The following is a 22,607-nucleotide window of genomic DNA, read 5'->3' as shown; positions in this document are numbered from 1 at the left end:
TGTCGGGACGTTTCGCCGATTTTCGGGTTTGAAGCTTGACTCGACAACCCTCCCTTCGTGCATGATGGACGAATAAGCATCGTATTTTAGCTGCTTTTTCGAACGGTCTAAGTTCTCAGGAGGCGGACGATGGAAGCAATTGTTAACGGCATTAACTCTATTCTTTGGAACTACGTCCTGATCTACGGGTTGCTCGGCGTCGGCATATTTTTCACCATTCGTCTGGGTGCGCTGCAGTTTCTACATTTCGGCGAGATGATCCGCGTCCTTACCTCGTCCAAATCCACTGACAAACGCGGAATTACACCGTTTCAGGCACTGACCGTTAGTCTGGCGTCACGCGTTGGCACCGGAAACCTGGCCGGTGTCGCCGTGGCTTTGACCCTGGGTGGCCCCGGCGCAATTTTCTGGATGTGGATCGTAGCCTTGGTCGGGATGGCCACGGCCTATTCTGAAAGCACACTGGCGCAACTTTACAAGGTCACGTCTTCGAACGGGCGGTTCCGTGGCGGTCCTGCTTTTTACATGGCCAATGCCCTGAACGCGCCCTGGGCCGGGGTGATCTTTTCGATCTGCCTGATCGTCAGTTTCGGCCTGGTTTTTGTCGCCGTCCAATCCAACTCAATCGCTGAGGCGTTCGAAGGCGCGTTCGGGTTGAACAAATTGATTGCTGGTCTGGCGCTGGCGGCTGCCGCTGCTGTGGTCATCTTTGGCGGCATCCGAACCATTGCGCGATTTGCCGAAATCGTCGTGCCGCTCATGGCCGGGCTTTACCTGTTGCTGGCCTGTGTTGTCGTTGTCCTGAACCTGCCACAGGTGCCTGCAATGCTGTGGTCTATCGTTGCAGGGGCCTTTGGCCTTCAGGAAGCCGCAGGCGGCGTCACAGGTGGCGTGATGGCAGCAGCGCTCAATGGTATCAAGCGCGGGTTGTTTTCAAACGAAGCTGGCATGGGCTCGGCCCCCAATATCGCGGCTGTTGCCACACCGGCTCCGCACCACCCGTCGAGCCAGGGTTTGGTGCAGGCGTTTGGCTGTTTCGTGGATACGATACTGGTCGCCACCGCGACCGCATTGCTGATCTTGCTGTCCGGCGCCATCGAACCGGACGGGGCCACCGGTATGCGTCTAACTCAGGATGCGGCAGCGGTCCATCTGGGTGAGATCGGCCGCCATTTTATCGCAATCGCAATCGTGTTTTTTGGTTTTACGTCGATATTGGGTAATTACTCATACGCAGAAAACGCCATGACGTTTCTGAAGCTGGAAGGCAAAGTGCCTATCTACATCTTGCGCCTGGGTTGTCTTGCCATGGTCGTCTGGGGCGCGGTGCAGGCGGTCAGCACAGTGTTCAATTTTGCAGATGCAGCCATGGGCGTAATGGCAACCATCAACCTGGTCGCCATCGTGCTGCTGTCGGGCACGGTGTACAAACTGACCGTGGACTATTTCACACAGCGCAGACAGAATCTTGAGCCCCGCTTTGTGGCAAGCAAATTCCCTGAATTTGACAAAGGTGTAGATCACTCGGTCTGGACGGAGGAGGCATATGCCGAGCCCCAGCGTGATTGAAACCGGTGAATTGCAGGTCATTCTGGATGACATCGCCGATCGCGTTGCCGGCATGTCGGAACGCGGGAAGGTCGCCCAATATATTCCCGAACTTGCCAGTGTTGACCTGAACCAGTTCGGCATCGCTGTCGCACCCATTGACGGCGCGCCTGTTTCGGCCGGAAATGCGGACACGCTGTTTTCCATTCAAAGCATTTCCAAGGTTTTTTCGCTGACAGAGGCCCTGCAACATGTCGGCGCGACCCTTTGGCAACGTGTGGGGCGCGAACCTTCCGGCGATCCGTTTAATTCAATCGTCCAGCTCGAACATGAACGTGGAATTCCCAGAAACCCGTTTATTAACCCCGGCGCCATCGTCGTGGCCGACGTTCTGCTAGAAGACCGAAGCTCTGATGAGGCGGTCAATGATGTACTGAACCTTTGCCGGACGCTCGCAGAGGATGCGTCCATTCAAGTGGATAAAGCCGTTGCAGACTCCGAGATGCGGACAGGGTCCAGAAACAGGGCACTTGCGCATTTCATGAAAGCCGAGGGAAACCTAAAAGCGCCGGTCGAAGATGTTCTGTCGCTGTATTTCCGCCAATGCAGCATCGCCATGTCGTGTCGTCAGTTGGCGGTTGCGGGCCGCTATTTGGCCGCCGCAGGCCAGAACCCTGCAGACGGTTCAACCGTTCTGTCCGCGCAGCGCGCCCGCAGAGTGACTGCGCTGATGATGATGTGTGGATCTTATGACGCCTCGGGCGAGTTTGCATTCCGCGTCGGACTTCCTGCCAAAAGCGGTGTCGGCGGCGGCATCCTGTGTATTGTTCCAGGCGTCGCAGCCGTCACAGCATGGAGCCCGGGACTGGACGCAAAAGGCAACTCTCATCTGGCAAGCATTGCATTTCAGGAACTGGTCCGCGCAACCGGTTGGTCAGTGTTCGGGCCAAGTGTTTGACTGCCGAAACACGCCGTTCACTCACGCCGCTGCGCTCGTACATTCCGCGTGGTTTTGCGCAACCTTCCGGGGTTCCTCCTGTCAACCGCTAAGACACGTGGCATACGGCCGGCGTGTGACGGACTTTCCCAAGAAATCGAGAGGTAGCATCCACTCGGCTTTTGCAGCGTAGCGTTTCAACAGCAAATATAATAATGTTTCAATATGACAAACAGCCTGCGCTGTGGAGTCGGCATTCTGAAGGGGAGATTAGAATGAAATTGCAGTGTGTTTTTGTGTTGTCGATCGGCTTTGCCGCCTTATCAGCTGAAGCGCAGGAAAACCCAATTCAACACGATGCGGAATTCTATATCCTGAAGGCACAGCTTGGATCGCAATGGGCCCAAGATGACGCAGCCGTTGACCAAGCATTAGCTGCGTTTCGGGAAGGTAACGATGGAAACCCTCCAAATATCGTCAGTGTGCTGATCGATGACTTGGGCTTTGGGGATATGGGCATCCCAGAGCTGAATGCAGTACGCGGGTATGAAACACCGAACATTAATGACTTCTCGGATCAGGCCATGCGGATGGTTCGGATGTACACCGAACCATCGTGCACGCCGACGCGCGTGGCACAAATGACCGGACGCCTGCCTGTCCGTATGGGTATGGGGAACACACAAGTTGATATTGCCGGAGAAGGCCTGCCGGGTGGCGAAATTACACTCGCTGAAGTGCTTAAGCAGGCCGGCTACTCCACGAGTCATGTTGGCAAATGGCATATGGGTGACATTTCAGAAAGCTGGGCAATGAATCAGGGGTTTGACTATGCCCAGCATGCGATTCATCAGCAGGGGCAGTTAACCATATTCCACGATGACGCGATTAAGGAGCAGGTTTCCGTAGCCATCAACGATTATGACGACAAGTATACTGTCGACAAGTGGTTCCGCCCCGACGCCTCGGCCATGATGACCGTGATTGAAGGCGAGGCCGGGGGTCCCATCCGCGAAATTAGGATGAAACCCGGCGAACGTTGGAACGCGGCCAAGTATGACGAGATGAACCAAGCCTTCCAAGACAAGACCATGGAAGAACTAGAGCGCTTGGCTGGTGACGAGGATCAGTTCTTCCTGCAATACTGGCCGATGATCCCACTGGACAACACACGGACCGGCCGGACCGGACCAAAAAGCGCAAATGGCGGCCTTTATGTCGACAAAATGCAGCTACTTGACCAATGGCTTGGAGATCTCTTTGCCAAGATTGACGAGCTTGGATTGGCTGAGAACACCATCGTTATTGTAATGGGCGACAACGGCCATTTTACCAAATATTCACCGCAATCTGGGTTCACACCGATGATCTTCCGTGGCGGCAAGGCCGACACCACTGAAGGTGGCGTACGAGTTGACGCCTTTATCCGATGGCCCGGCATGATCGAAGCGGACGGGCTGCTCAACAGTATCATCCACGTCTCGGACCTTTATACCACCTTGTCGCGCTTTGCCGGTGCTGATGAGTTCATACCGCGCGACCGCCTGATTGACGGAGTGGATCAATCCGCTGCGCTACTTTTCGACGATGAATCCAAATCGCGTCGCGATCACGTGATCATCTATTCGGACAAAAAACCCGAGGCGATCGTCAAGGATCAGCTCAAACTCATCTTGCCGCCTCCGGGCAAGAACCCGATCGCGGCCAAGTTCTTTGACCTCTATCGAGATACTCGTGAAGAATTTTCAGTCTCGACCGAGGTTGGCGCATGGGGCGGCCAGGAATTTGTGCGCATCTTGGGTCGTCACATGGCACGAAAGGAAAAATTCCCGGATGTGCCTCCAGCATATGGCGCGCCCTACGAGGGGATCGAAAACACCCGCCCCGAAACCCAGCTAGCCGTCGACGCGTTTCTCATAAAACGCGCGGCACCACAGCAATAATCCCTGACCGCCCGCAGTTTTCCCGCAGGCGGCCTATTGGAACCCGAAAATAGGATAACCATATGGCAGGAAACATCATTTTCGCTCTGGGTTTAGTCGTTTCACTGGGTATCGGGTTCGTCTATTTCCGCGATCTTGGCGACATTTCGCAAATGGTGCTTAAGGTTAAACGCAAAAACATGATCCGGTTTATCCGGCACGAATACCGCCTGATCGCAGTGGGGTTGAGCGGATTTGCCATCGCTACGCTTGCGCATTTCATTCTGGGCGGCGGCCCGTTCTGGCTGTGGCTGATTGCGGCGCTGCTAGTTTTGGTTTTGTATGGATTTCCCTATGTGTGGGTCCATCTGGGGCTGAGGAACCAACTCAACACTGCGGCCTTCTTTCCTATTGCCGAGGCGCAAAAATTCATCGGCCCGACCGCGCCGGTCATCGTTATTGAAAACAATGGTCACGCCCGCGCGCATCCCGATGCGCAAATCATGCGACCCCACTTGGCCGGCAATGCTGACGGGCTGGGTGGCGAAGATATCGTCATGACCTTTTGCGCGATGGCCAACCTTGGGCAAGGCTATGCCCCACGCATCGAGGGCAACCGACTGGATCTTGAAGTTCTGGCCCAACACGGCAACAACCTGATCCTGCGGGACAACGAAACCGGGGAACCCATCCAGCAGATCTATGGGTTTCGCGAGACGGATCGCGATACTGGCGCGGATGGGCCCGCCTGCCCTGTGCGCCCCGAAGCAAAGATGCAGCCCTGGCCCACGTATCGGATGACGTTCCGCGGATTTCAAAAAGCGTTTCCCGATGGCGAGGTGTATCTGAACAAGCCCTCGCCGAACCCGTTTTTGCGGCTGCTGGATATGGTGACGGAAATTACGTTTGGCTGGGGGATCGCGCGCCAGCATCAGGAAGATGCGCCCGTCATGGACAATATGGACCGATCGGACGACCGGCTTCCGAATAAGTCCTATGTCTGGGGGATCACGATCGGCAATGATGCCGCCTGCTGGACCGATGATTTCGTGGTCGAGAATGACTGGATCGTAAACGCAAATGTCGGTGGACGAGACGTGGTTGTCAGTCTGGACCCAAAGTACGAAAGCCTTGGCGTTTGGTACAATGACAAAGGCCAGCCAATCACCCGCTGCGATTTCTGGGGGATGTCGGATCAGGGAAAACTGCAACGCGTCGAGACCCTGCGTGCCGGTGTATTCTGGCATGTCTGGTCCGAGTTCTTTCCGGAAACCGATATCAACCGTGTCGGTGCGCGCGTACAACAGTCTGGCGAAGCCGCTGAATGAGTGAGCAATCAGATCAGATTGCCAAATTGGAACAAACGGAGGATCAAAATGGTCTTTAAGAGGGCAATAACAACCGCTGCGTGGGCCGTGGCGACCTGGATTCCAATGACAACTGCCGCTGTGGCGCAGCAGTCCGACTGGTCCTATGAGGCAACAATATACCTGTTCATGCCTGAAACGGAGGTTACGCAGGAAACAGCCCGCGGCACCGTTGATGGAACGCTGAGTTTCTCTGACGCGCTAAAAAATCTCGATCTGGCGTTCATGGGCGTCTTTGGTGCGTCGAACGGGCGCTGGTCACTATTGGCCGACTATAACTACGTGGACGTCTCTTTCAGCAATGACACGCCCGGTCCGGCAAGTTCTGGTCTTGAAACCTCTCTCACAACGCAATTTTTCAGCGGTTATGTAGGTTACCGGGCTTATACTACAGATACGTCCTACGTGGACCTGGTCGGCGGTTTCCGCTGGTTTCGGACGCAGACCGATTTCACCGTCCTTCCCGGAGCAGCCCCGGGCCGGTCCGTCAGTGTCGATGAAAGCTGGACAGACCCGGTCATCGGCGTTCGAGCCCGCGTCGCATTCAACGACAGGTGGTCCGGCACTGGCTTTTTTGATTACGGCGGCTTCAGCAGCGACAGCGAAACATGGCAGGTCTTGCTGACTGCGGATTATGAAATCAACGACAGGTGGGTGATCCGCGGCGGTTATCGCTATATCTCTTTCGATCACGAGATTGACGGCAACGATTTCACGTTCGAACAGTCCGGCCCCATGATTGGTGCGACTTATCGGTTCTGAGGGGCTCTTTTAGCCCTTCAAACCTTACCCTATCCAAAGTCACTTAAACATCGGGGTGATCATGACCGCGTAGTTGTCGGCCAGCATGGCGGCGTCTTCGCGGTTGAATTTGACTGATGAGAGCATACGCAGGTCGACTTGCGTGGGCCCGTCAAATAGCTTTGCAACATCGACGTTCATGTGCAGGTCCACATCGCCCTCAACAACGATATCCGGTGGCAACTGGATATCGACCTCGCGCGCGTTTTCCGAAAACCCAACGTGATAGACCAACGGCGAGACCTCTTCGCCAATCCGCAGCGTTCCTTCCATCACGACGAATTTATAGCCGACCTCCCAATTCCATGCCATTTGACTGTTGGGATCAAGATCCCCGCGCGCTTGGATCGAGCCATTGGCTTCTGGGTCTACGCCGATCATGAAACGGATGTGCTCAATGCTGCTCAAGGGAATGTCGTTCAGCCTGATCGAATGGGTTGTTTCCGGATTGTCGAACCGGAGCAGATGATAGCTGTCAGGCTCAGCAAACAGCGCTCCATCTTGCGAGAGGGTCAGGTTGCTGAGGTAGAGCCGGAAGTCACGAACCCTGAACGTGCCGCGCCCGGCGGGGTTTTCGTACACGAACTCATCAAACACCAACGGATGATCACCCATCTTCGCATGAAAGGTCAAAGTAATCGTCGTAGTGCGCTGAGGACCAAGGGCAAAGAACAGCGCTCCGCCAACGAACAACAGTATCGCAAGCGCCGTCATCCAAATACGCATCAGCCGTCTCCTTCGAACGGATTGGAAAACTGTGTGTTTGTCAGAAAACCCTCATCCGTCAGCGTGTTCAGGAACGCGATGATGGACTGCACCTCGTCGGGCGTCATACGCAGGCCCACAGTGCCCTGCCCGGCCTCTGGCGCATTGTCGGCCTCAAGGATCAAAGGGCTGAGCGTATCGCTGACGACAATCCCGTCATTGTAGTGATCCATGACCTCTTCCAATGTCTCGAACCGGCCATCATGCATGTAGGGCGCGGTTACTGCGATGTTGCGCAGTGTCGGCACTTTGAAGAAGCCCTTGTGCGCCGGATTGCCGGTCACGGCCATCAGGCCATCCGGCAGGTCGTCATCGGAATCCAGCCCATTGTTTGAAAACCCATCCAATGCGTCCCGAAACCCGGAAGTCAAAAACTGGCTGTGGCAGTCGATGCAGTTCCCACCACGTAATGAAACCTTGGTGTCCGGATGCGCCATGAATAGTTTGCGCCCGTGTTCTTCCTGCGCGGTCAAACGCACTTCGCCACGCAGAAACCTGTCGTATTTTGAATCCGACGAAATCAGCATTCGCATGAAGGTAGACAATGCCCGGGCCACGTTTTCGGCGCTGACTTCCCCGTATGCCTTGCGGAACATCCGCCGATAGTCGCGGGATGCCTGCAATTCTGTGACAAGCTCTCCTAGGTCCTGATCCATCTCGTCCGGGTGTTGAATCGGCATCAATGCCTGCGCTTCCAACGACGTTGCGCGACCGTCCCAGAAGAACCGCTCTTGGCCCCAAAGAAGGTTGGTCAAACTCATGGAGCTGAACTCCAGCTCTCCGCCCGACAATGCGGGCGACTTTGCCAGACCATCAGTGAAGGCAAGAGCCTGCATATGGCATGTCGCGCAGGACACCTGATTGTTGCCGGACAGGATAGGGTCGTAGAACAGGTGGCGCCCAAGGGCAAAGGCCTCTTCCGTCAGCGGGTTGTCCGGCGGCACAGCAAAGCGTCCGAAAACAAAAGGCGCCGAGAAGCCAGCAATCGGCGTCGCCGTCGGCCTGCGTGCCCGGTCCCAGAAAACCCACGCCGTCGCCGCGATCACCACGGCGACGGCCGCTGTCAAAAACACCCGAAGCATAACGCCCCCAGAGCATTAATGGTGGTGCACAAAACCCGAACCAAACAGCCCTTCAACGTTGTCCACGCCTTTGTTGTAGCGCTCCTTGAAATTGACCTCGGCGATACGTTCGCCCGTCTCAAGATCATGGATCGTGATCGTGTGTGCGTTTAGGTCGGCAATAAAATCCACATCCGTTGGGTCGTCATCAGCCGCGTTGCCCAGATTGAGCAGGTTATTTTGAACGGCGATCAGGTCTCTGCCCGAAGCGGACGTGAAAAAGATCATGTGATGTGCACCCGGATCGGCAACGATGTCCGGCCCGCTGGACACAAGCTCGGGCAGTGCGGCCAGTTCATAGCGCTTCACAACACCCGGTAATCCATGAGAGATGAACAGCTCATCTTCAGTGCCATAGAACTCCAGCGGAACAGCGGTTTCATTGGCCACGCCACTATATATGACTTCGGCTTCACCAAAGGTTTTGGAACCGGCGTCGTAGGGGATTTTCCAGGTCTCGAACCCGAACATCGTATTGGCCAGAATGGCCGGTTCAATGTCAGCATGCATGTCAGGCCGTGCGAACAGCACCTCGACCGGTGAAGACGGGAAGTCCAACGGCTTTTCGTTTTCCACCACGATGTTTTGGATGGGTTCAAGCGTGTTGAGGTCTATGATCGTCAACACATTCCCTACGCCAGTCGTCATATCGGGATGTATCGTCGAGGTGACCACCATGCGGTCGTCGAACGCAGATATCCCGTGTGGGTACATGATATATGGCTCACCCTCGCCGACTTGGCTTTTGCGTGCTTCGATAATTTTGACCACCTCGTTGGTCTGTGTGTCGAAAACACCGACCGAGCCGCCATCATCGCCTCCAGTGCCACCCATGAAGGTCACGAACATATACTCCTGCCCGTTCGACGTGGCCCACATGATGTCCTCGCCAACAATCTGCCCTTGGGTATCCAGACAGGTAAAGCCCTCAATCACCGGCGTTCCGCTGGAATCGCGGGACAGTCCAATTTCAGCCAGGCTGCAGGACGGGTCCAACCCGGTCGAATAGAGACGCCCGTTCGGGCTGTAGTAGAGGTGATGCAATGGATGCTGAATATCGGGCTGCTCAACTTCACTCAGTAGCTCTCCGAACTGGTCGGATTCCGGATCCAGCTCGACAATCGCGATGCTGTGATTTGTATCCAACGTCGGCAGACCGCGCAGCAGAACCATGCCCTGACTTTCCTCGCGGGTCTGAGACTGCGCCGGCGTTAGGCCAACCATCAACAGCCCGGCACCGATAAGTACACTCTGCGCAAGCAATTTGAATTTCATAATTTTCCCCCTTGCGATGAAACTTCTAAAAATGTTTTTGAAATTCACTTTACGTAGCGTCATATCACATTCAGGAAACTGCATCAAATTGGAGTGCAATCGACCAAAGAAACGCCGCCCCGAACGGGACGGCGTAAGCTGAATACCTGCAGGTCGACTTCTTTAGGACGCTTGGACGGCCTTCATAAAGCGGTCGCGGATCACAACCGGGTCCATCGTGATTACCGGCATCTTGGCATTGCCGCTTTCGCACTTGCTGACGATGATTGTCATTTGGCCGCTGTCGAGCGCAGCCTGCAATGCGGCCCCCGTGTCCTCGGCATGGCACTCGACCACATTCTCGCAACCACAGGCCTGCGCCACAGCCGCCAGCGATGTCTTTTTGCCCGCGTAAGTCGGCTGATCCCCGGTCGACCCATAAGATCCGTTATCGACAATCAGCAAGATGTAATTGTCAGCCACGTTGTTGGCGATGGTCGGCAAGGTGCCGAGGTTGGTCAGGATGGACCCGTCACCGTCGATTACGATGACCGGCTTTGGCTGAGACAAGGCCAGACCCAGGCCGATGCTTGAGGCCAACCCCATTGTGCCCAGCATGTAGAAATTGGTGGGCTGGTCGTCGATGGCGTGCAGCTCCTGGCTGGGGATGCCGATATTGCAGACAACCAGTTGATCTCGCAGGATCGGAGCGATTTCTTTCAGGATTTCAGAACGGATCATTGGTCGCCATAGCCTCCCCAGAAATTGGCGTCGGTCAGAATGGCGACCGGCTTGTTGCACATGAAGGTGTATTTCAGGATCGCATCCAGCTCCTCGACATCTGCCTGATGATGGAAGTGGTAGGTCGGGATGTTCATCTGTGCCAGAAGCGCCTTGGTATGCACCGCCATCTCGACCTGGCAGGCGACGGGTTCGCGCAGCTCTCCACGATATGAGATCAGCATGGGCAATGGCATGCGGTAGTACTGGATCAACGTTGCCAACGTGTTGATGGTTACGCCGATGGCAGTGTTCTGCATGATTATCGCGGGGCGTTTACCGCCCATCCAGGCACCGGCGCACAGGCCCATGCCCTCATCCTCTTTGTTCGACGGGATGTGAAAGATGTCTTCACGCGCGTCGATTTCGTCGATAACGCCGGCCAATTGCTTGCAGGGAACCGTGGTGACAAATGAGATGTCGTTGGCCACCAGATCGTCGGTGATCTTTTTGTCTATGTTCATGTCCGATATGTAAGTCCTGTATGGGCGCTATAGGCGCGATTGACGGGTTAAAGCCTGCGGTGCACATGCACGGCGCAAGGCGCATGACGGACGACACGCGAGGCGGTCGATCCCAGAAAATAGTCGCTGACGCCCGGTTCGTGCGAACCGATGACGATGCAGTCAAATTTGTTTTGTGTCGCAAAGTCGATCACCGTGCGAGCCGTGTGACCTTTGACAATCTCGGCCTGAACACCTTCAAGCCCCGAAACTTTTTCCCGCAACAAGGTGCGTGCCGCGCGAAAGCCTTCGGCGACGACATCCTTGTCGAGATAGGCACTGACAGAACCCTGAGGCATCTCGTAGACATGCAGGGCCACAATCTCGGCCCCTTCAGCCGATAAGGCCTTGGCGATTTCCAAAGTGTGCGGCGAAATCCCATGATCCAACGCCATTGGGACGAGAATTTTTTTGTACATGAATACCTCCGTTTCTGCCTGGTCTAGTCCCAGGGTGCGAGGATGATTTTGGGTGCGGCCACGGCACCTTTCCGTAAATCGCGAAAGGCGTCGGCAGCGTCAGACAAGGCCCGTTCCTGTATCCAGTTCAACGGGCCTAAACGGCCATCGAAAATCGCCTGCGCGGTTTTTCTGAAATCCTCGGCAGTATAAGTATAGGTGCCGATAAACGTGATCTCCTGCAAGGTCATACGACGTATATCCAAACCGCCAGCATCCTCACCCAACCCAACATGCACGATAACGCCGCCCGGATGAACGTGATGGGACGCCGCTGCGCGGGTTGCAGAATACCCTACCGCGTCAACAACCAATGAGAACGTATCATCCGTGGCTTCGACCACATTAAAAGAGCCCAAACTCTGTAAATAGGCGCGCCGCATATCATTCGGTTCGATGATGACAATATCGTCAACGCCGGCTGCTGCCAGTGCCAAAGCTGCCGCCACACCAATCGCGCCGCCGCCAATCACCAGTGCATCACGCGCCATTCCCTGATACAGCGCCTCAAGGCCCAAACGAACCGCATGCCAGCTAACCGCCAATGGCTCAGCCAAAGCGGCCTGCTGAAATGATACGTGGTCCGGCACCTCAACCAGATTTGCATCTGGCATGGCCACATATTGGGCAAAAGCCCCTTCACGCGGTGGCATCGAGATGATCTGCCGGCTGGGGCATAGGTTTTCCCGACCTGCCTCACACGCTGGGCAGACACCGCAGTTGACCAAAGGATTGATCGTTACGCGCGTACCGTCGCGTGGACCTCCAACAATCGTCCCTGCGGCCTCGTGACCCAGAATAAGCGGTGCAGGTCGGCGCGCGTCGTGACCCAAATAGGCGTGCATATCCGAGCCGCAAATCCCGACGGCCTCGACCCGGATCAATTGCTCACCTATGTCGGGCGCAGCATCTGGTACGTCCTCATAGGCCAAATGCTCAACACCCTGATAAACAAGCGCTTTCATTTCGCAGTAAACCCTCCATCGACCATCAAAACTTGCCCTGTGACGTAGTCGGATGCCGGTGAGCACAAGAACAGGATCGGCCCATCGATATCCTCCATCTGCCCGTTCCGGTTCATGCAGGTTTGCGCCGCGTTACGATTTGCCCGGTCGGGGTCATCGAAAACGGCCTGCGTTAGCTCGGTCGGGAAAAACCCCGGCCCGATGGCGTTTGCAGTGATGCCGTCAGCGGACCAAGCCTCGGCCATGGCCCGCGTCAGTTGCCCAACCCCGGCCTTACTGGCTCCGTATGCAATACCGCCCGGAAAAGCGCGCGTGGTCTGGAGCGAGGCGAAATTCACGATCCGCCCCCACCCCCGAGCTTTCATCGCAGGCACCAATGCCTGGCTTAGGAAGAACGGGGCGCTCAGGTTCAGCTCAAGCGTCTTGTCCCAGCCTTCGGCGGTCACGTCATCTGCCACTTCGCGCGTATTGATGCCCGCCGCATGTACAATGATGTCCGGCGCGCCAAAACTGGCTGAGACCTCTTGGGCGAGCGATGCCATGCGCGACCGATCGGCCACGTCGGCAACAACTGTGGCCACGCTGTCGCCCCCTTCAGCTTGCAAATCTGCCAGTGCTTCCGGTCGACGGGCGACACCAACGACGCACGCACCCGCTGAGGCCAACACAATCGCCGCACGACGCCCAAGGCCCGCGCTTGCGCCGGTCACGCAAGCGACACGCCCGGTCAGATCGAACAACGCGCGCGGATCATTCATCGGCGGTCAGGTTGAACTGTTCGTCAGGGAAATATTTGGCAAGGCGCACGTCTGCAGCCCGCGCATGCCCTTCCATGCCTTCCAGCCGGGAAATACGAGCGGTCGCCTCGGCAATGGATTTCGAGCCTTCGCGTGTAGCGCGCTGCCATGTGACGATTTTCATGTACTTGTGAACGCTCAAACCGCCAGTGTAGCTGGCCGCGCCGGATGTCGGCAGAACGTGGTTCGTACCAGTCGCCTTGTCACCGTAGGACACTGTGGTTTCTTCACCCAGGAACAGCGATCCATAGCAGGTCAACCGACCCAGCCACCAATCCAGGTCCTCGGCCTGAACGGTCAGGTGTTCGGGCGCATAGTCGTCCGAACAGGCCGCCATTTCTTCACGATCTGAACAGACGATGACTTCGGCATAATCGCGCCACGCAGCAAAGGCGTTTTCCCGGTTGAGTTCAGGCAGATCCTCGATCAGTGCTGGCACCAGCTCCATGACTTTTTGCGCTAGGTCCCGGTCATCCGTCACCAACCAAACCGGAGAATTGTACCCGTGTTCCGCCTGGCTCACCAAATCGGTGGCAACTACATGCGCATCTGCGGAACCGTCCGCAAGGATCAGGCTGTCCGTCGGCCCGGCAATCATGTCGATGCCAACTTTGCCATAGAGAATACGTTTAGCCTCGGCCACAAACTGATTGCCTGGGCCCACAAGAATATTTGCGCTCGGCAGGCCGAACAAACCATAGGTCATGGCGGCCACGCCCTGAACGCCGCCCATGGCCAGAATGCTGTCTGCACCGCAGATATGCGCTGCATAGACAATCGCAGGCGCCACGCCTTCACCCGGACGTGGCGGCGAACAGGCTGTGATGTGGCGGCACCCGGCAACCTTTGCCGTAGTGACCGTCATGATCGCGCTGGCAATATGGCTATAGCGTCCGCCGGGCACATAGCAGCCAGCCGCGTCCACAGGGATGGCCTTTTGGCCAGCGACGAAGCCCGGGACAATTTCCATCTCAACGTCAGACACCGTGGATTTCTGCGTTTCAGCAAACCGGCGAACGTTGTCGTGAGCAAACCGAATATCCGCCTTGAGCCTTTCGGGGACAAGCGCGCAGGCGGCCTCGATCTCATCGGCGGTCATCAACACGTTGCCGTCAAACTTGTCGAACTTGACCGCATATTCCAGCGCTTTGGCATCCCCGCCAGCCTCAATGTCGGCAAGGATAGTCTTCACTGTATCATGCACTTCCGTGGCATGAGATTGAGCTGTCAGGGTCGCCTTTTTCAGATAGTCGCGAGGCATTTTCAGTAGGTCCTATTGGTAGATTTCAGGAAGCAAAGTGGTCGAAACCGCCGGAACGTAAGCAATCAGAAGAACTACGATCAGCATTGTTAATACGAATGGAATAGCACGGGCCGCAATCTTCAGAATGGACTCACCCGTAATGCCAGATACGACGAACAGGTTCAGGCCAAGTGGAGGCGTAATAAACCCGACACCCAGCGCGGTGATCATCATAATGCAGAACTGGATTTCGTTCATCCCGATGTTATCGGCCAACGGTTTAAGGATCGGGGCGAGGATCACGATGTTGGGGGTCGTTTCCATAACGCAGCCCGCAGCAATCAGGATACCGATCATCAGTAGGATCAGCAGGTACGGATCGTCGGTCAGCGAAGTGATCGAGGCGACGAACCCCTGAGGCACGCCCATGATCGCCAGCGCCTCGGCCAAGGGGGCCGAAAAGGCAATGATCGGCAGGATCACCCCGTTCACCTTGGCTGAGCTGACCAACATCGACGGAAAGTCGGCCAGTGTCAGGGTGCGCATGATGAAACCCATGATGATGGTGACAACCACGGCAGTAGCGCCCGCCTCGGTTGGGGTCAGGCGACCCGAGAAGATGCCGTAGAAGATAATCCCGGGCACAATAAAGGCGTACCAGCCGGATTTCAGGGCCTTGCCCAAATTGGCCAGCCACTCGCCCATCGTCATCATGCCGCCACCCTCATAAGCGTAAAGACGGTTCATGATGATGTTGGTGATCAGGATCGAAACCAGAATCGCCAGACCGGGAATCAGGGCAGCCAGGAACAGGGTCGACGCGGAAATCCCCAGCACCAAACCGATGATGATGTAGGCAATCGACGGTGGGATCAGGATGCCGGTACAAGCCCCCGCCGCGACCAAGGCGCAGGCGTAGGGGCGCGGATATCCACTTTCGACCAGCCGGTTGATGGTCATGCGACCGACAGCGGCCGCGCCAGCGGCATCCGAACCCGAAATGGCGGCGAACATGCCGCAAACCAGAACGGTGGCCGAGCCAAACCCGCCCTTGGCGAAGCAAGTCAGCGCCTCAGCCACATCCAGGAATTTACGTGACAAACCGGTACGGACCAGCACGTCACCTGTCAGGATAAACAGCGGCACCGCTGTCAGGGCAAAGGCGTCGATCCCGGTAAACAGGCTCTCGCCCACCAGGCTCAGCGGTAGATCGCCCGACATGACCAACATCACGATGGCAGCAGAACCAATCGCCGCCCAAACCGGAACAGCCATGGCGATCAGAACAACGAACAGAATGACGGGCAGGTAGAAATCCCAGCCCAGTTCTACGGTTTGATTGAGAGTGTTCCAGAGCATCTCAAATCCCCTCAGTCAAACAGCTTGTCACCTTCGAAGACGGGCGTGCCGTCGCGAAGGGATTTGATGTCACGCATAAACGATTGGATCAGGCGCCAGATCATCAGCGCAAAGCCGGTCGGCACCGCCATCAGGAACCAGACTTTGGACACCCGGAGGCCGTCAGTCACTGACCCGAACTTGGCCGAGACGTGAACCGCCTCATATGACCAATAAAGCGCGATCACAGCGACGGCGAACATCACAAGATCGCCAAAGATGTACAGCAGGGCCTTGGGACGCGGCCCGAGGTAATGCATGACGACATCAATCCGGATATGCGCCCGCTCTTTGACCGCCGCCGCAGCACCGATCCAGGCCAGATAGATGAAGGAATATCGGACGATTTCTTCTCCCCAGATCGAGGAATAAGCGAATATCTCGCGCCGCAGAACCTCGATGGCCATGGTGATGACCAGCATCACGTAGAACACCAGCAGCAGCCAGCGCTCGGCGTTGCGATCAATATTTCGGAGTAAGGTCATCGTGTTCCCTCGGCGACAGAACAGTCAGGCACGGCCTTCTGTTTAGGGCCCTTTCAGGCCTGACTGCTGTTGAGTGATTGCGGACACCAAAAAGACGCCCGCCGGTTTAGGTCATGCGTCGTGGACGTAGTACTTGCCTTGCGTCCCGGCCGCCTCGACAAGTTTCTCAAATGCGTCCATCGACCCGGCCAACTCTGTCTTGAACGGATCCCAATCGGCGTTTTGGTAGCCGCCGACACTTTCCCATTCAGCCAGTTGATCCGCGTTGAGCGAATGGAATTCCACTCCGGCCTTGTTCAGTTCGGCCATGGCAAAGGCACGGGCCGAGGGAACTTTGGAAAGGTTCTGATGGCTGGTCATTTCCGAACCCCACATGATGCCTTCCTGAACGTCCGGCGGCATCGAATTGAACCATTCGAGGTTACACGAATAAACCTGACTGTCCGGAACGGCCTGCGTAAAGGTCACGTGGCTGAGGATGTCCTTGAAGCCAAACACATACAGCGCTCCGACCGACGGATCGAGCGCATCCGCAACACCCTGTTTGATCGCCGATGGGGTCTCACCCCAGGCAACAGGTGTCGGGTTCGCGCCGACCATGCGGTAGTACTGCTGCAGCATTTTCGAGCCGGGCACGCGGAACTTCACGCCGCTCATGTCACCCGGCGTGATGATGGCATTACCACCCTGACGCACGGCAACGACGCGCGGGTCGATCACCACATAGAACAGGGCCTTGAAGCCGGCTGCTTCGACTTTCGGGTGTACTTCGTTCTGCCATGTGTCGGAATGCACAAGGTTGGTGAACCGCTGGTTCGACCCGCACAGATACGGCATATTGATAAGGTCTACTGTCGACGCGAACGGGGCGAAGTTGGACAGCGAATGCTGCGCCGCCTGAATGGTTCCGCCCTGCACTTTCTGCACCAATGCACCACCGGCACCCAGCTGACCACCCGGCGCAAGTTTGACGTACACCTTGCCGTTCGTCGCGTTCTGGATGTTTTCTTTCAGATCAAGCTGCATGATCGGATAGCTACGTGACGCGCCCAGTACATATGCGGTCGCGACCGTCATGACATGATCGGCGGCCTTTTCACGCTCACTTTCTTCTTTGGCTGTCTGCGCCACGGCCTCGGACGACCAAAGGACGCCGCCTGCACCTGCGACCAGCGCTGCAGTGAATGACCCACTGGCGCTGAGCTTCAGGAAATTACGGCGTTCGACGGACGCCAGTTCATTTCTGTCGTTTTTCATTTAGTGCCCTCCCAAGCAAAAAATTCAGCCATCCTTTTTTGCGTCGCGGACAGCTTCCCTTTTTAGAATTGCGACAACGAACAGGATCGACGCCGCGAACAGAACCAACATCTCTCCGACGTCACCAAGAAAGGCGCTGTTTGCAAAAGCCCCCAACGCCACGTTCGCAAAATAGACGGCAAACACGAGTGCGGACGCAGCCAGAAACATCTCTTGGACTCCCTTTTCAGATTCGGCCCAACGTCATTTGTAAGCGCTTACATGCAAAATGCAAGCGCTTACATAATTGCTTCCCTATCACCGCAGTTGAGTTTAGAGTTATCAGCAAAAGCAAATTGCGAGTTTGGAAATGGCGAAATCCCGGTCGGCGCCGACACTGGATGATGTGGCAAAAATGGCAGGTGTTTCGACGGCCACTGTGTCGCGCTGCCTCAACAGTCCGGACCGGGTGGTCAAAGCTACCCGTGAACGCGTGCAGTCCGCGGTTGATGCGCTTGGGTACACGCCAAACTTTGCAGCCCGTGTAATGGCGGCCAAGCGGTCGTTCACCATCGGCGCGATCATTCCAACCATGGAAAACGCGATTTTTGCGCGGGGCCTACAGGCATTTCAGGAGGAACTGCATCAGCGCGGCTATACGCTTTTGGTTTCAAGTTCGGCCTACAAACCGGAAATCGAAGAAGAACAAATCCGGACCTTGATTGCGCGTGGTGCTGACGGGTTGCTGCTAATCGGGCATGACCGCGATCCCGAGATCTATGACTTTCTGGACCAGCGCAATATTCCTGCTTTGGTCGCCTGGTCTTATCTGCCGGACTCCAAACTGCCTTCGGTCGGCTTTGACAATCGCGCGGCGATGTTCGACCTCGCCAGTCACGTTATTGGGTTGGGGCACACGCGGATCGGCGTGATCTCGGCTCGCGTTGACGGAAATGACCGCGCCCGTCTCAGGGTTCAGGGCATCCGAGAAGCAGTCGCTGATCGTGGGCTTGAGGCCAACAATCTGACCGTTATCGAAACGTCGTATGAAATCGAAAACGGCGCCAAAGCCTTTAGCGACCTGATGAACGCCACCACGCCGCCGACAGCAATCCTGTGTGGTAATGACGTGTTAGCCGCTGGTGCTTTGCGACAGGCGCAAAAAATGGGGCTCGATGTACCCGGCGATGTTTCGATCACGGGCTTCGATGATATCGAACTGGCCCGGATCGTCTCCCCGGCTCTGACCACAGTGCATGTCCCCCACCGTGAAATGGGGCATAAAGCAGCCCTGCAATTGATTGAGATGGTCGAAAACCAAACCGCAGGGACTGGCGAACAACTGGCGACGAGAATTGTAAATCGACCGTCGCTTGGTAAGCCCGCGTCGGGCTAAGCCGCTTCGCCCTCCATCGTGCGGAAATCGTCTTTCAACCAGGGATGCTTGGCGCACATTGGGCGGGTAAAATGTTGCCGGATCAATTTCACCATAACTTTCTGGATCAATTCCGAGGTCGTCACGGGATACACTTCGGTCGTGAACAGCGACACGGTTCGCACGAAATTTCTGCCCGGAAACGGCATTGCTTTGACGCTGTTATGGAACCGCTGAGTCCGATGAAAACAGGCGGCCGTTGTGATCGCCCAACCGCTACCCTGGGCTACCAAACCGATGATCGACTGGTTGCATTCCAGTTCGAACCTGTTCGGTAAGCTGAACTTGCTACGCGCCAGCTGGATCTCGATTTGCTTCCCGATCACGTAGTCCCGAGAATATCGCAACAGGGGTAGATCCGCGTCCGGATGAAACAACTCTTCGGGCGACCCTTCAAAACTGTTGGGAAGCACGACCAAAAACGGGTCGCGCATCAACGGGTATTCGATCAATCCTTCGGTTCGTCCCGGTGGTCGGGTGGCAACGCCCACATCCAGTTTATGTTCCTGTAGCTTGGCGAGGATTTCGTGGCTGGGACGCGTATAGTGACGAAAATTGCAGCGTGGCAATGCCTGCGCCAGAAACCGGACCATATCAGGCGCGATCTGGTTGTCGAAATCGTCAATAAGCGCCAATCGCAAGTCGGTCGCGTGTTGCCAGTTGCCCGTTCGGATTTCGGCCTCGCCCCGCTTTAGAACAGTCAAACCGTCGCGGACGTACCGCGCAAAGACCTCGCCCGCGGGTGTCAGGCCCATGGGTCTGCGCCCATGATCGACCAGCTCGATACCAAGCGCGTTCTCCAAGCTGCGCAGGTGGTTCGAGACCGTGCTGATCGACAGACCCGTTTCGGACGCGACCTGTTGGATCGATCCGGATTTGGCGATCAATTGGAAGATTTCCAACCATCTCAGGCTCAGCGATTTGGACATGGGTGCCAATCATTGTTTCGATTTGCTCGAAACTAGCCAAGCAAAGATTTGACCGAACGGCAATGCTGAATGTGACTTTGGGTTCAGGCTTACGCCTTCATCCGGTCAAAGCCCGGGTCATATGGGCATGGTGGAATGACCGTTGCGTGCACCCTCTGTCCGCAGCTGTCCAATTCCATTTCCGAGCCTATATCCGTGCAGACGGGATCGACAAAAGCATGCGCCAGGTTCAGCCCGGTGCGGTGCCCCCATTCGCCTGACGTGACGGTGCCGACCACCTGATCCCCCTGCATCAAGGACGCTCCGGGATGTGCAGGACCCAGGGTCGAGGAGACCTGAAGTGCGACAAGCTTTTTGCGAGGCCCTTCCGATTGCCGTTTCATCAACGCGTCGCGCCCGACAAAATCACCCTTATTCAATCGGACGAACCTGTCCAATCCGGTTTCAAACGGATCGAACTCGGTGATCAGGTCTGCTTTCCAATGAAGAAAGCTCTTCTCCATCCGCATCGATTCAACAGCCCGCGCTCCGAACAGTTTCAACCCGTGCGCCTCACCTGCTCGCCGTAACGCCAGATAGGCCGCGTAGAGCGAGGCGTTGGGCACGTGTATCTCATAAGCCAATTCACCGGAAAAGCTGAGGTTCATGACCGTAGCCGGAGCGATGCCAACGAAGCACTCGCGCACACCGAGCCATGGGAAAACCTCGGCCGACCAATCACCGCGCGCGCAGGCCGACAAGACGTCTCGCGCCTTCGGGCCAGCGAGGACCAATATGGTTTGGTCATTTGTCAGACTTCGCAGTTGAACGTCTTCATCGCCGTGCATGTGCTGACGCAGCCAATCCATGTCATGAAATTCGCTTGCTGCGGCTGAGCCATACCAGACGCGCGCCTCCCCCCGGTCGCTGGCCGGTAGATTGGCGACAGTAGCCTCTGCTTTGATCATACCATGATGGTTCAGCAGGTATCCTAGCCCAACACGCCCCTCGCGCCGGGTCACAAGCCCGCAGAACATCCGGTCCAGAAAAGCATGCCGGTCGTTTCCAGTGATTTCGATCCGATTGAACCCGTTCACCTCGGCCAGTCCAACACCCGATTGCACATTCCGAACCTCAGCGGCGACCACATCAAATGTTTCGTCAAAACCGAAACTATGCGTCGGCGTAAACTCCGGCGAGGGTTTGATGTAATCCACCCTCTCCCACCCATTGACCACAGTGAACTCGGCCCCTTCCGCCGCCAGCACCGGCGTCAGAGGTGTGGTCTTGGCGGGACGCCCTGCTGGGCGATGTTCATGCGGAAAGTGGAACCGGAATTCGTTTTGATAATCTTCGATGGCCTTGAGCGCGGTCAATTCGACATTTGCATGACCAGTGAACCGCCGAGGGTCGAGGCACCACGTATCGTAACAAGCCTCGCCATGCACGATCTGCTGGGCCAGCAACCACCCATGCCCGCCACCTTCACCCAGCCCTGCGCGCAGACCGATGATACAAAAGGCGTTGCGTTTGCCAGGGATTGGTCCCACCAGCGGAGCCCCGTCGATCGTATAAGTAATCGGCCCATTGACCACGGTGTGAATACCAACCTCCATTAGCGCTGGCATCCGCGCGAATGCGCCCTCCAACACGTCCGTCACGCGATCCAGATCGTCGGGGCAAAGGGCGTTCACAAAGTTCGGATCAATCCCGTCCATACCCCAGGTTTTGCAGTCCTGTTCGTAAAACCCGAGCAACAGGCCGTTTTTTTCCTGCCGGCAATAATAGTCGCTGATCGGACAACGCAGTAGCGGCATCCGGTGACCCGCGTCGCGTATCGCTTGTATCTCTTCGGTTAGGAAGTACTGGTGCTCCATCGACGAAACAGGATGATGAACGCCCATCATGGCGCCGACTTCGTTGACGCGATATCCGCAGGCGTTGACCACGATGTCGCAATCGATGTCACCATGCTTGGTCTGCACAGTCCAGGTGTCGTCGGCGTGCTGCACCAGACCAGTCACTGGTGTATTCCGATAAACCTCTGCCCCTGCCTTGCGCGCCCGGCGCGCCAATGCCTGACACAACTGAGCGGGGTCAATATCGCCGTCCAGCGGGTCCCACAGCCCGCCGATCAGGTTGTCGGTTGAAATCAGAGGGTGGCGGCGGGCGCATTCGTCCGCGTCAATCACCTCGAAGTGCACATCCATACCCCGCGCCATGGATGCAAAGTGGTGATAGCCCTGCATCTGGCCTTCGGTGTTGGCGAGGCGTATCCCCCCATCCCCGTGGTGGTAGTTGATCGGATAATCCGGATCGTCGGCTAACTCCTTGTACAATTGGATTGAGTGCGTTTTCAGGCCCACCATCGTCTGGTTCATGCCAAAGTTCGTCACCTGCGCGGCCGAATGCCATGTCGTGCCCGAGGTCAATTCGTTCCGTTCGACCAGCACCACGTCGGTCCACCCCTCTTGCGTCAAATGATAGAGGGTCGAACATCCGGCGATGCCGCCACCTATCACAACGACTTTGGTACGCGACTTCATTGGCTTTGCTCCGTAAGATTTCGTCCAAGTTTTGCGGAAGAAAAGGCTTAGGCGACAACTGCGCAAATGCGGGTGCAGGAAAATCGAAACTGCGATTTCGGATTCTGAAAACGGCAATTCGCCTTTGATGCCGGGATG

21 protein-coding genes are annotated in these 22,607 nt (G+C 56.4%); 6 read left to right on the top strand and 15 right to left on the bottom strand.

Annotated features, from left to right (window positions below; translation table 11 throughout):
* The first annotated feature begins 129 nt into the window (after positions 1–129).
* The 5 genes from AC2FJE_RS17095 (at position 130) to AC2FJE_RS17075 (ending at position 6,536) form a co-directional block, all read left to right on the top strand.
* Complete coding sequence (locus tag AC2FJE_RS17095; RefSeq protein WP_496757407.1) at positions 130–1,569, top strand: alanine/glycine:cation symporter family protein; 1,440 nt, start codon at positions 130–132, stop codon at positions 1,567–1,569.
* Positions 1,547–2,506, top strand: a complete 960-nt coding sequence (locus tag AC2FJE_RS17090) for a glutaminase (protein WP_496757404.1) — start codon at positions 1,547–1,549, stop codon at positions 2,504–2,506. Before AC2FJE_RS17095 ends, AC2FJE_RS17090 begins: the two co-directional genes overlap by 23 nt.
* A gap of 254 nt (positions 2,507–2,760) precedes the next feature.
* Positions 2,761–4,428: a sulfatase-like hydrolase/transferase gene (locus tag AC2FJE_RS17085; protein WP_496761208.1), complete on the top strand. Its 1,668-nt coding sequence runs from the start codon at positions 2,761–2,763 to the stop codon at positions 4,426–4,428.
* Positions 4,429–4,490: 62 nt separating this feature from the next.
* Positions 4,491–5,735 (top strand): DUF3179 domain-containing (seleno)protein, encoded by a 1,245-nt coding sequence (locus AC2FJE_RS17080; protein WP_282169035.1) that lies wholly within the window; start codon positions 4,491–4,493, stop codon positions 5,733–5,735.
* A gap of 105 nt (positions 5,736–5,840) precedes the next feature.
* Complete coding sequence (locus tag AC2FJE_RS17075; protein WP_109312619.1) at positions 5,841–6,536, top strand: outer membrane protein; 696 nt, start codon at positions 5,841–5,843, stop codon at positions 6,534–6,536.
* Positions 6,537–6,575: 39 nt separating this feature from the next.
* Here AC2FJE_RS17075 and AC2FJE_RS17070 read toward each other — a convergent pair whose 3' ends face one another.
* From AC2FJE_RS17070 to AC2FJE_RS17010, 13 genes are all read right to left on the bottom strand, one after another.
* The gene (locus AC2FJE_RS17070) at positions 6,576–7,301 is read right to left on the bottom strand and encodes an MbnP family protein (RefSeq protein WP_282169036.1); all 726 of its coding nucleotides are present in this window, start codon (positions 7,299–7,301) and stop codon (positions 6,576–6,578) included.
* Positions 7,301–8,422 (bottom strand): cytochrome-c peroxidase, encoded by a 1,122-nt coding sequence (locus AC2FJE_RS17065; RefSeq protein WP_496696328.1) that lies wholly within the window; start codon positions 8,420–8,422, stop codon positions 7,301–7,303. Before AC2FJE_RS17065 ends, AC2FJE_RS17070 begins: the two co-directional genes overlap by 1 nt.
* A gap of 15 nt (positions 8,423–8,437) precedes the next feature.
* Positions 8,438–9,736, bottom strand: a complete 1,299-nt coding sequence (locus tag AC2FJE_RS17060; RefSeq protein ID WP_496757401.1) for a hypothetical protein — start codon at positions 9,734–9,736, stop codon at positions 8,438–8,440.
* A 162-nt stretch (positions 9,737–9,898) separates the two neighbouring features.
* Positions 9,899–10,456 carry a sulfopyruvate decarboxylase subunit beta gene (gene comE, locus AC2FJE_RS17055; RefSeq protein ID WP_496757399.1) on the bottom strand — a complete coding sequence of 186 codons (558 nt, stop codon included), beginning with the start codon at positions 10,454–10,456 and terminating at the stop codon, positions 9,899–9,901.
* The gene (comD, locus tag AC2FJE_RS17050; protein WP_058275426.1) at positions 10,453–10,959 is read right to left on the bottom strand and encodes a sulfopyruvate decarboxylase subunit alpha; all 507 of its coding nucleotides are present in this window, start codon (positions 10,957–10,959) and stop codon (positions 10,453–10,455) included. Before comD ends, comE begins: the two co-directional genes overlap by 4 nt.
* A gap of 47 nt (positions 10,960–11,006) precedes the next feature.
* Complete coding sequence (locus tag AC2FJE_RS17045; RefSeq protein WP_108860897.1) at positions 11,007–11,417, bottom strand: universal stress protein; 411 nt, start codon at positions 11,415–11,417, stop codon at positions 11,007–11,009.
* Positions 11,418–11,440: 23 nt separating this feature from the next.
* Positions 11,441–12,421, bottom strand: a complete 981-nt coding sequence (locus AC2FJE_RS17040; protein WP_472723046.1) for a zinc-dependent alcohol dehydrogenase — start codon at positions 12,419–12,421, stop codon at positions 11,441–11,443.
* Positions 12,418–13,179, bottom strand: coding sequence for an SDR family NAD(P)-dependent oxidoreductase (locus tag AC2FJE_RS17035; protein ID WP_496757397.1), 762 nt, complete (start codon positions 13,177–13,179; stop codon positions 12,418–12,420). The genes AC2FJE_RS17040 and AC2FJE_RS17035 overlap by 4 nt, the downstream gene beginning before the upstream one ends.
* Positions 13,172–14,479, bottom strand: a complete 1,308-nt coding sequence (hisD, locus tag AC2FJE_RS17030; protein ID WP_109312497.1) for a histidinol dehydrogenase — start codon at positions 14,477–14,479, stop codon at positions 13,172–13,174. Before hisD ends, AC2FJE_RS17035 begins: the two co-directional genes overlap by 8 nt.
* Before the next feature lie 12 nt (positions 14,480–14,491).
* Positions 14,492–15,820 carry a TRAP transporter large permease gene (locus AC2FJE_RS17025; RefSeq protein WP_108860893.1) on the bottom strand — a complete coding sequence of 443 codons (1,329 nt, stop codon included), beginning with the start codon at positions 15,818–15,820 and terminating at the stop codon, positions 14,492–14,494.
* An 11-nt stretch (positions 15,821–15,831) separates the two neighbouring features.
* Positions 15,832–16,344, bottom strand: coding sequence for a TRAP transporter small permease (locus AC2FJE_RS17020; protein WP_058275420.1), 513 nt, complete (start codon positions 16,342–16,344; stop codon positions 15,832–15,834).
* 111 nt (positions 16,345–16,455) lie between these two features.
* Positions 16,456–17,601, bottom strand: a complete 1,146-nt coding sequence (locus AC2FJE_RS17015; RefSeq protein ID WP_058275419.1) for a TRAP transporter substrate-binding protein — start codon at positions 17,599–17,601, stop codon at positions 16,456–16,458.
* A 24-nt stretch (positions 17,602–17,625) separates the two neighbouring features.
* A complete protein-coding gene (locus tag AC2FJE_RS17010) occupies positions 17,626–17,811 on the bottom strand; it encodes a hypothetical protein (RefSeq protein ID WP_108860892.1) in 186 nt (61 codons plus the stop codon).
* A 139-nt stretch (positions 17,812–17,950) separates the two neighbouring features.
* Between AC2FJE_RS17010 and AC2FJE_RS17005 the strand changes: the two genes are divergently transcribed.
* Entirely contained in the window at positions 17,951–18,976 is a 1,026-nt protein-coding gene (locus AC2FJE_RS17005) for a LacI family DNA-binding transcriptional regulator (protein ID WP_282118895.1), read from the top strand.
* On the opposite strand, the gene AC2FJE_RS17000 is transcribed toward AC2FJE_RS17005, so the two are convergent.
* Positions 18,973–19,944 (bottom strand): LysR family transcriptional regulator, encoded by a 972-nt coding sequence (locus AC2FJE_RS17000; protein WP_282118894.1) that lies wholly within the window; start codon positions 19,942–19,944, stop codon positions 18,973–18,975. The two genes, AC2FJE_RS17005 and AC2FJE_RS17000, sit on opposite strands and share 4 nt — an antisense overlap.
* An 89-nt stretch (positions 19,945–20,033) precedes the next feature.
* Entirely contained in the window at positions 20,034–22,469 is a 2,436-nt protein-coding gene (locus AC2FJE_RS16995) for a GcvT family protein (protein WP_496757392.1), read from the bottom strand.
* Positions 22,470–22,607: the final 138 nt, after the last annotated feature.

Source organism: Ruegeria sp. CDSC002 (assembly GCF_059610905.1).
Note: the sequence above shows the minus strand (reverse complement) of the source record. Positions and strands in the feature narration are given on the sequence as shown.

Bases quoted from the DNA above. Each gene is read 5' to 3' on its own strand.
- AC2FJE_RS17010 (WP_108860892.1), bottom strand. From the start codon at position 17,811: ATGTTTCTGGCTGCGTCCGCACTCGTGTTTGCCGTCTATTTTGCGAAC.
- comD (WP_058275426.1), bottom strand. From the start codon at position 10,959: ATGAACATAGACAAAAAGATCACCGACGATCTGGTGGCCAACGACATC.
- comE (WP_496757399.1), bottom strand. From the start codon at position 10,456: ATGATCCGTTCTGAAATCCTGAAAGAAATCGCTCCGATCCTGCGAGAT.
- AC2FJE_RS17000 (WP_282118894.1), bottom strand. From the start codon at position 19,944: ATGTCCAAATCGCTGAGCCTGAGATGGTTGGAAATCTTCCAATTGATC.
- AC2FJE_RS17045 (WP_108860897.1), bottom strand. From the start codon at position 11,417: ATGTACAAAAAAATTCTCGTCCCAATGGCGTTGGATCATGGGATTTCG.
- AC2FJE_RS17020 (WP_058275420.1), bottom strand. From the start codon at position 16,344: ATGACCTTACTCCGAAATATTGATCGCAACGCCGAGCGCTGGCTGCTG.
- AC2FJE_RS17035 (WP_496757397.1), bottom strand. From the start codon at position 13,179: ATGAATGATCCGCGCGCGTTGTTCGATCTGACCGGGCGTGTCGCTTGC.
- AC2FJE_RS17025 (WP_108860893.1), bottom strand. From the start codon at position 15,820: ATGCTCTGGAACACTCTCAATCAAACCGTAGAACTGGGCTGGGATTTC.
- AC2FJE_RS17065 (WP_496696328.1), bottom strand. From the start codon at position 8,422: ATGCTTCGGGTGTTTTTGACAGCGGCCGTCGCCGTGGTGATCGCGGCG.
- AC2FJE_RS17080 (WP_282169035.1), top strand. From the start codon at position 4,491: ATGGCAGGAAACATCATTTTCGCTCTGGGTTTAGTCGTTTCACTGGGT.
- AC2FJE_RS17070 (WP_282169036.1), bottom strand. From the start codon at position 7,301: ATGCGTATTTGGATGACGGCGCTTGCGATACTGTTGTTCGTTGGCGGA.
- AC2FJE_RS17060 (WP_496757401.1), bottom strand. From the start codon at position 9,736: ATGAAATTCAAATTGCTTGCGCAGAGTGTACTTATCGGTGCCGGGCTG.
- AC2FJE_RS17095 (WP_496757407.1), top strand. From the start codon at position 130: ATGGAAGCAATTGTTAACGGCATTAACTCTATTCTTTGGAACTACGTC.
- hisD (WP_109312497.1), bottom strand. From the start codon at position 14,479: ATGCCTCGCGACTATCTGAAAAAGGCGACCCTGACAGCTCAATCTCAT.
- AC2FJE_RS17085 (WP_496761208.1), top strand. From the start codon at position 2,761: ATGAAATTGCAGTGTGTTTTTGTGTTGTCGATCGGCTTTGCCGCCTTA.
- AC2FJE_RS17040 (WP_472723046.1), bottom strand. From the start codon at position 12,421: ATGAAAGCGCTTGTTTATCAGGGTGTTGAGCATTTGGCCTATGAGGAC.
- AC2FJE_RS16995 (WP_496757392.1), bottom strand. From the start codon at position 22,469: ATGAAGTCGCGTACCAAAGTCGTTGTGATAGGTGGCGGCATCGCCGGA.
- AC2FJE_RS17075 (WP_109312619.1), top strand. From the start codon at position 5,841: ATGACAACTGCCGCTGTGGCGCAGCAGTCCGACTGGTCCTATGAGGCA.
- AC2FJE_RS17015 (WP_058275419.1), bottom strand. From the start codon at position 17,601: ATGAAAAACGACAGAAATGAACTGGCGTCCGTCGAACGCCGTAATTTC.
- AC2FJE_RS17005 (WP_282118895.1), top strand. From the start codon at position 17,951: ATGGCGAAATCCCGGTCGGCGCCGACACTGGATGATGTGGCAAAAATG.
- AC2FJE_RS17090 (WP_496757404.1), top strand. From the start codon at position 1,547: ATGCCGAGCCCCAGCGTGATTGAAACCGGTGAATTGCAGGTCATTCTG.